Source organism: Streptomyces sp. NH27 (assembly GCF_056859195.1).
The window spans coordinates 1-5,854 of the sequence record NZ_JACEGK010000510.1 but is presented as its reverse complement, the minus strand read 5'-3'; the positions used below and the strand labels follow the sequence as shown (position 1 = coordinate 5,854).

Genomic DNA, 5,854 nt, shown 5'->3' with positions numbered 1-5,854 from the left:
CCCCCGACGCCACCCCCGATGCCACCCCCGACCGCGAACCGGCACTGTAGCGGCGCGTGCCCGTTGCCCATGGCGCCGCGCCCGGGTACGGATCGGCACCGCGGCGGCCGGGTTGCCCCCGCCCGGCGTCGTCTCACCCAAGCCCCGCGGCAGCGGCCAGCACCGTGCGTGCCTGCAACTCCATCTGCTCGGAAATCGGCACCCACACCGCGTCCATCGCCGCGATCAGATCCCCCGCTCCGGCGTCGAGGCGCCGCTCCAGCCGGGCCCGCAGCCGGGCGGGCCCGCTGGCCGGGTTCTCGTCCAGCCGCGCCTCGTCGAGCAGCCGCAGCAGCATCCCCGCCGCCCGCAGCGGCGCCCGCCGCGCGGCGATGTCGAACGCGGCGACGTGCGCCATGGTCAGCGGCACCGGCGACTCCCGCCCGAGCGCGTCGAAGTCCTCCGCGAGCGCCGCCCACGCGGTGGCCGCCTGCCGTACGGCCCGCAGCAGAGGCACGTCCCCGGCATCCCCGAGCAACGCCAGCGCCTGCTCGAACGACTTCTCCCCGGTGGCCCCTTCGTTCCGCAGTCGCGCCGCCAGCACGGCCAGCGCGTACGCCGGGTCCGGGTGCGGCTCGGCGTACGCCACCCGCCGGGTCGCCCACATCGGCACCTCGACCCGTAGCTCCGGCCCGCCGTGCCGCACCGGGGCCGCCGGCCGTACGAAGACACCGGGCCCGGCGCCCTGCGACGACAGAGCTTCGTACGTGCCGGTCTGCACCGGGATGTCGAGTTCGGCGGCACTCTTTCCGAACGGCTCGGCCAGCCCGGTGACTTCGGCCGACAGCCGGACCCATGCGCCGCCCACGTCGGTGCCGTGCAGCGAGCAGCGCAGGACCGGCCGCAGTTCGTCGACGAGGGCGGACAGCGCCAGCGTCTCGGGGAGTTGACAGGACGGTGCGAGCAACGAGTCCGCAGCGTAGGGGTGGTCGGCGGACGCCGGCCGGTAGGTGTGCCGGAAGTGCACCGCGGGCGGGCGCGGCCCGGCCGGCCCCGTCTCGTTGAGGAGCGCGCCGTCGGGGTCGAGGCAGAGCAGGAAGTCCCAGGTCAACCCGGCTTCCTTGAGTCGCTGCCGGTCGTGGACGGCCTGCTCGGCCAGCCACAGCACGGTGCCGCCGCCGGCCTGCTCGTCGCAGTTCGCGCCGGCCACCACGAGCAGGTGCCGGCCGCTGTTACGCGGATGCCCGACGGACAGCAGCCACAGCGGCCGCCCGGACCGGGACTCGCCGGCCAACCGCATCCGGCACAGATCCGGGTGGCGCAGCGTGAGCATCCGGGCCGCCGCGGCGACACCCGCCACCGTCGGAAACGCGTCTGGCCCGCGCATGACCGCTCCTTCGCTGCCGTTGCCCGCCATCCAGCCGTACAGCCGTGCCTGCACGTGCGTGGCGGTGCGTTGCTGCTGTGCGTTGCCTGCTGTGCAAGGGAGTTGGCGGCGCGGCTCGATCGGCGGTGGCGCGCCCCGACACAGCGTCGGCGGGCGGGCCCGCGGGTGTCAAGAGCGCCCGGCGGTCACCCCGGCGGTGTGCGAACGGGCGATGTCCGGCCCGCGGTACATCTCCTCGGGGATGCTCGCCAGCGTGGACTCCCGCAACCGGCCGCCGAGTCCGTACAGTTCCTGGAAGCTCATCAGCAGCGGCCGCCACCGGTCGGGGTCGATACGGTCGTGGGTCCCGGGCATCCGGATCGCGTCGTGCACGAGCACCCGCTGCACCCGTACCTCGAACACCACGATCCCGCCGCGCTGTTGGGGGTCGTCCTCGGCGAGCGGATGGGTGGCCTCGACCACCGCCTCCATGGCCACCGGGCACTGTGCGGTACGCGGTGGCCGTACGGTGTCCGAGCCGACCGGGGTGAGCCCGGCCCGTGCGAACTTGTCCTTGTGGAAGCGGTATCCGCGCTTCTGCTTGCTCTCGGGTACGGGGTCGCGGCCGGTGGTGAGCGCGAGCGCGTCGACGGCCGCCGCGAGCGAGTCGTCCGGCAGGTTCAGCACGCACTCGCCGGTCCGCAGCAGGTTCAGCGCGGTCTGTGACTTCGCGCCGAGCCCGAGCATCGCCCGCCAGCCGAGCCAGAACGCGGACGACATCGGCGCGAGGTTCGCGCTGCCGTCCTCGTTCTCGGTGGAGAGCAGCACCACAGGGGTGCCGAAGTAGAGGATGCCGGGCTCGATCCGGGTGTGGCTGCCGGCGGGGTCGTAGGTCTGGGTGCTGGTGTGGGGCTGGCCGTTCTGCGTGGTCATACGGGCCAGTCTTGCCACGGGCAGGGGGCCGTGCTGGCGGGAATCGGACCTCGCGCGGCCGGGCTGCCCGCACCGGTCCGCGCGGGTCGGCAGGGGACGTCGTTGCGGGTCGCGGCGAGTTGCTTCGGGTCGTTTCGGGGTGTTGTGGGTCAGCTTCGGGCGTCCGATGGCCCGCCGACCGTCCATCCCGTGCCCGCCGCCCACCGTTCGGCGCCGGCCATCAGCACCTCCGTGGCCGTCGCCTTGATCTGGCCGTAGTCGAAGATGTCGGGCACGCTCGCGGCCAGCCGCTGCTTGAACGCGCCCCAGCCCGCACGGGCGGTCTCGTCCGCGCGCAGATAGTCGCGGAAGAGCAGTGCGAAGCGGGAGTTGGGGCCGTCGGCCCGCCGCAGGTGCACGTTGCAGGAGCGCGCCCCGGGCGGCGGCGCGAAGACGAGCTTGCGGCACTCCCGCCCGCCCGACACCTCCGTGCGGTTCCACGGCTCGGGCCGGCACCGGAAGCCGATCGCGGCGAGCAGCGACTCCTGCCGTGCCTGGTCCACCTCGCCCACCCGCACCTGTACGTCGACGCAGTCCTTCGCGGCCAGCCCCGGCACGGACGTCGAGCCCACATGGTCGATCGCGACCGCCTCCGCGCCGAGCGCCCCGCCGAGCAGCCGTGCCAGTTCCGCGAAGTCCACCCGCCACGCGTCCCGATACGGCACGACCCGCACCGGCTTCAACTCGTCCTCGAACGGCATGAGTCGGGACGCTACCAAGGCGCGCGCCGGGTCGGGGCCAAGTGGTCAGCTCCGGAAGTCCTTCGGGGGTTGACTCCGGAGCCGACCACTACGCGTCGCTCCGGCTCAGGAATTCGCCGACGGTCCGGACGAAGAACTTCGGATCGTCCAGCCACGGAATGTGCGCGGCGCCCGGCTGGACGACGAACTCCCCGCGCGGGAAGAGCGCCGCGACCTCCGCAGCCTTGTCCGGGCGAGGGGACGGGTCCAGCTCACCCGCGAGCACCAGCACCGGCGCGTCGAGTTTGGTCAGCACCTCGCGCACCGCGGCCGCATCGTCGAACGCGCCGGGACCGGGGTAGGCGTGAGCGGCCTCCTCGTTGTAACCGTCCTCGCCGGAGGCGGCGTGGGCCTCCGCCGCCGCGTCCCAACGGCCGTAACTGAGGCGGTCCAGGAACCGCCAATCGTCCTCGGTCGCCTCCCCGGCCATCGCCCGCTCGAAGGCGGGCACTGCCTCGTCGTACCAGGGCTCGCCGCTGCGCAGCGCGAGCGCCTCGCGCCGTCCCTCGAGCGGGAACTCGATCTCGGCCGCCCGGGCCCGGGCAGTCACCAGCACCAGCGACCGGATCCGCTGCGGATACCGGCCGGCGTAGAGCAACGCGAGGTCGCCGGAGGCGGAGTGGGCCAAGATGTCGATCTGCTCCAGCCCGAGGTGGGCCCGGAGCGTTTCGACGTCGTCCACCTGCCGGTCGACGCGGTAGCTCGACGGGTCGGCCGGAGTTTCGGACTCCCCCGTGCCACGCAGGTCGAGGAGCACAAGCGAACGCCCTGCGGCGGTTGGCAGGCCGCCCAGGTCACCGAGGTAGGCGGATGCCTGCATCGGGCCTCCGGGCAGACAGATCAGCGGATCGCCCTTCCCCACGGTGCGGTAGGCGAGTCGGGTTCCGTCCGGTGCAGGAAATGTCGGCATCCGGCCATCCTGACACCGGCCATCCACCACCCACCACGCATTATCGGTCAGGGGCGTACCGAAGGCGTGGGCATGGCGCTCATCCTGCCCGACGGGCCGGTCCCCGGATACGGCACGCTTCGGCGGGTCGTGATCCACTTCTCCCGATCGGCCTGCCTGCCTTGCCCGTTGTCGCCGCACGCCCCATAGCCCTGCGCGCCGCCGAGCGCGAGCGGCTGAAGAAGATGGCCTACGGCCACAAGACCGAGCACCGGCTGCGGGTACGCGCGCAGGTAGTGCTACACGCCGCAGGCGGGCGCTCCAACGCGCGCGTCGCCCGCGCCACCGGCCTGCACCTGGACACGGTCCGGTGCCAGCGCGGCCGGTTCGCCGAGCACGGCCTTGCCGGCCTGGCCGACCGCAAGCGCACCGGCCGCCCGCGGGCGTTCAGCTCGCTGCAAGTCGCCCAGGTCAAGGCGCTGGCCTGCCGGCTGCCCGCCGAGACCGGGGTGCCGCTGGCGCGCTGGTCGTGCCCTGAGCCGGCCCGCGAGGCCATCGCGCGCGGTATCGCGGCCTTCGTGTCGGCCTCCACCGTGCGCCGCTGGCTAAGGGACGACGCGCTCAAGCCTTGGCAGCACCGCTCCTGGATCTTCATTACCGACCCCGACTTCCGCACCAAGGCCGAGCGCGTGCTGGACCTGAACGCCCGCACCTGGGAGGGTGTCCCGCTCGGTGAGGGCGAGTACGTCATCAGCGCGGACGAGAAGACGTCCATCCAGGCCCGCTGCCGCTGCCACCCCGTCGAGGAACGGGACAGCCTGCGGGAGCAGTTGGTCGCGCGGGCGGAGGCCGACGCCGCCGTGGTGGGCGCGGCGTTCACGGGTTCGTACGCCGTCGGCGCCGGGGACCGCTGGTCGGACACGGACTTGGTGCTGTCCGTACGCGGTGACGTCGCGGACACGGTGGCGCGCTGGACGGACTGGCTCACCGCCGAACTGGGCGCCCTGCACTACTGGGACCTGCCGGTCGGCTCCGGCACCGTCCGGGTGTTCCTGCTGCCCGGCTGGCTGGAGGCCGACATCACCTTCGCGCCCGAGGCCGAGTTCGGCCCGCGAGGCCCCAACTGGCGCCTTCTGTTCGGCACTTCGCAACCGCTGCGGCCCTACCGGGAGCCGGACCCCGACCTGCTCACCGGGCTGCTGTGGCACCACGCCCTGCACGTCAGGGTCTGCCTGGCGCGCGGCCGCCTATGGCAGGCCGAGCACTGGATCGGCGCCATGCGCGAGCACATCCTCACCCTCGCCTGCCTGCGCCTCGGGCTGCCCGCCGCCCACGCCAAGGGCGCCCACCTCCTGCCCGACGACGTCACGGATCCGCTCGCCGCGACCCTCGTCCGCGACCTCGACGCTGCCGAGATCCACCGCGCGCTGCGTGCCGCCCTCACGGCCGCCGGCACTGAACTCGCCCGCGCCGCACCTGAGACCGCGGCCTCGGCCGGCCGACTGGAGCCGCTGCTCGCCGAGTTGGCGACCACCGACCTCACCTTCTGACCGCGGTCGCGAACGGCCCCCACGTCTTCTGCGGTTCAGGGCGGGACGGTCGCCACGACTTCGCCGACCTGGCCGTACGACTCCAGTTCATGGTGCGCCGCCACGTTCTCGTCCAGCGGGAAGACGCGGTCCAGCGCAGCCCGGAGGCCACGAACGTATGGGCCCGGCGCAGCCGTTCGGGCTGCTTCCGGTTCGCTGCTTCCGGTTCGGGTCGGCCCAGGCGGAGTTCAGGGCGGCTCAGGCCGTCAGACGTTCGCCTCGGCGAGGAGGAAGCTCCCGCCCGCCGCCTCGGCCAGTTCGGGGCCGATGAGCGCGCCGGGCGTGTAGGCGCCGGGCTTTCCCTCGCCGCGGGCTAGGC

5 protein-coding genes are annotated in these 5,854 nt (G+C 73.5%); 1 reads left to right on the top strand and 4 read right to left on the bottom strand.

All coding sequences use genetic code 11. The annotated features are described in order from the left end of the window. Positions 1 to 133 precede the first annotated feature (133 nt). The 4 genes from AC13HU_RS30625 to AC13HU_RS30610 form a co-directional block, all read right to left on the bottom strand. A complete protein-coding gene (locus AC13HU_RS30625; protein WP_483045229.1) occupies positions 134 to 1,366 on the bottom strand; it encodes a M14 family zinc carboxypeptidase in 1,233 nt (410 codons plus the stop codon). A gap of 168 nt (positions 1,367 to 1,534) precedes the next feature. Then, the gene (locus tag AC13HU_RS30620) at positions 1,535 to 2,278 is read right to left on the bottom strand and encodes a flavin reductase family protein (protein WP_483045228.1); all 744 of its coding nucleotides are present in this window, start codon (positions 2,276 to 2,278) and stop codon (positions 1,535 to 1,537) included. Positions 2,279 to 2,427: 149 nt separating this feature from the next. After that, a complete protein-coding gene (locus tag AC13HU_RS30615) occupies positions 2,428 to 3,018 on the bottom strand; it encodes a GrpB family protein (protein WP_483045227.1) in 591 nt (196 codons plus the stop codon). 88 nt (positions 3,019 to 3,106) lie between these two features. Next, on the bottom strand, positions 3,107 to 4,105 hold the full coding sequence (locus AC13HU_RS30610) for an alpha/beta fold hydrolase (protein WP_483045226.1): 999 nt from the start codon (positions 4,103 to 4,105) through the stop codon (positions 3,107 to 3,109). A 23-nt stretch (positions 4,106 to 4,128) separates the two neighbouring features. Here AC13HU_RS30610 and AC13HU_RS30605 point away from each other — a divergent pair, with 23 nt between their 5' ends. After that, the gene (locus tag AC13HU_RS30605) at positions 4,129 to 5,496 is read left to right on the top strand and encodes a helix-turn-helix domain-containing protein (protein WP_483045225.1); all 1,368 of its coding nucleotides are present in this window, start codon (positions 4,129 to 4,131) and stop codon (positions 5,494 to 5,496) included. Positions 5,497 to 5,854 lie beyond the last annotated feature (358 nt).

Coding starts and splice junctions, on each gene's coding strand:
- AC13HU_RS30620 (WP_483045228.1), bottom strand. CDS start 2,278: ATGACCACGCAGAACGGCCAGCCCCACACCAGCACCCAGACCTACGAC.
- AC13HU_RS30625 (WP_483045229.1), bottom strand. CDS start 1,366: ATGCGCGGGCCAGACGCGTTTCCGACGGTGGCGGGTGTCGCCGCGGCG.
- AC13HU_RS30615 (WP_483045227.1), bottom strand. CDS start 3,018: ATGCCGTTCGAGGACGAGTTGAAGCCGGTGCGGGTCGTGCCGTATCGG.